Raw genomic sequence first — 1,029 nt, forward strand, 5'->3', positions numbered from 1 at the left:
ACTCACTTGTTTGCTTCTCACCAGGACCCAGACATCATTTCGTCTTTGGGTCTTTGGGATCAGGTTATCCCAGATGCGAAACTTCATGGCCCTTGGCTTTGGGAAGGCTTCATACACGACATTTCGGCATGAACAATATTTCTTACGAGGCGATACAGGATGAAGGCCGAACATTGGATCTGGCGGGCCTGTCTTTACAACTGATTCCCGCACACTACCTTCACTCTTCGGGCAACTACCATGTATATGACCCTGTCGCGAAGATCCTGTTCACTGGCGATGTTGGTGCGGCTCTTGAGCCTATCGACAGCCCAATGTTCGTCGATGATTTTGATGCACATATCCCGAAAATGAAAATGTTCCATCAACGCTGGATGCCTTCCAATGCAGCCAAAAATGACTGGATCAACCGCGTCAGAAAATTAGAGATCGACATGCTTCTTCCCCAGCACGGCCGAATATTCAAAGGTGAAAATGTTGGGAAATTCCTGGACTGGTTCGAGCAATTACAGGTAGGATCCGCCATTTCGCAGAAAGAATAGCCTTAATTTCGAATCGGAACACATGAAAAAACCTGAATTATTATCTCCCGCAGGCTCGCTCCAGAATATGGAGTACGCCTTCGCCTATGGCGCAGATGCAGTTTATGCTGGCCAACCACGGTACAGTTTGCGCGTCAGAGAAAACGAATTTAACCATATTGAAAACCTTGCTAAGGGCGTTGCTCGCGCACACAAGCTTGGCAAACAGTTCTATATCGCATCGAACATTAGCCCGCACAATGACAAGGTAAAAAGTTACCTTCGCGACATGGAGCAAGTCATTGCTATGAAGCCAGATGCGCTGATTATGTCTGACCCCGGCATTATCATGATGGTGCGAGAAAAATGGCCTGATGTGCCTGTTCACCTTTCAGTTCAAGCAAACGCGGTAAATTGGGCAACAGTGAAATTCTGGCAACAACAGGGCCTGACACGCGTCATTCTTTCGCGGGAACTATCCTTGGATGAAATTGCGGAAATTAAACAA

At 47.2% G+C, this 1,029-nt stretch carries 3 protein-coding genes; all 3 read left to right on the forward strand.

The window, feature by feature from the left end; translation table 11 throughout:
* Nucleotides 1–45: 45 nt before the first annotated feature.
* Nucleotides 46–132: a hypothetical protein gene (locus tag A3756_RS29315; RefSeq protein ID WP_368664597.1), complete on the forward strand. Its 87-nt coding sequence runs from the start codon at nucleotides 46–48 to the stop codon at nucleotides 130–132.
* Nucleotides 129–542: an MBL fold metallo-hydrolase gene (locus tag A3756_RS18715; protein WP_231875573.1), complete on the forward strand. Its 414-nt coding sequence runs from the start codon at nucleotides 129–131 to the stop codon at nucleotides 540–542. Before A3756_RS29315 ends, A3756_RS18715 begins: the two co-directional genes overlap by 4 nt.
* Nucleotides 543–564: 22 nt before the next feature.
* A partial coding sequence (locus tag A3756_RS18720; protein WP_197481380.1) for a U32 family peptidase occupies nucleotides 565–1,029 on the forward strand: 465 nt, incomplete at its 3' end.

This window comes from Oleiphilus sp. HI0086 (assembly GCF_001635225.1).

Excerpts from the sequence above, each read along its gene's own strand:
- A3756_RS18715 (WP_231875573.1), top strand. The coding sequence starts at position 129 with ATGAACAATATTTCTTACGAGGCGATACAGGATGAAGGCCGAACATTG.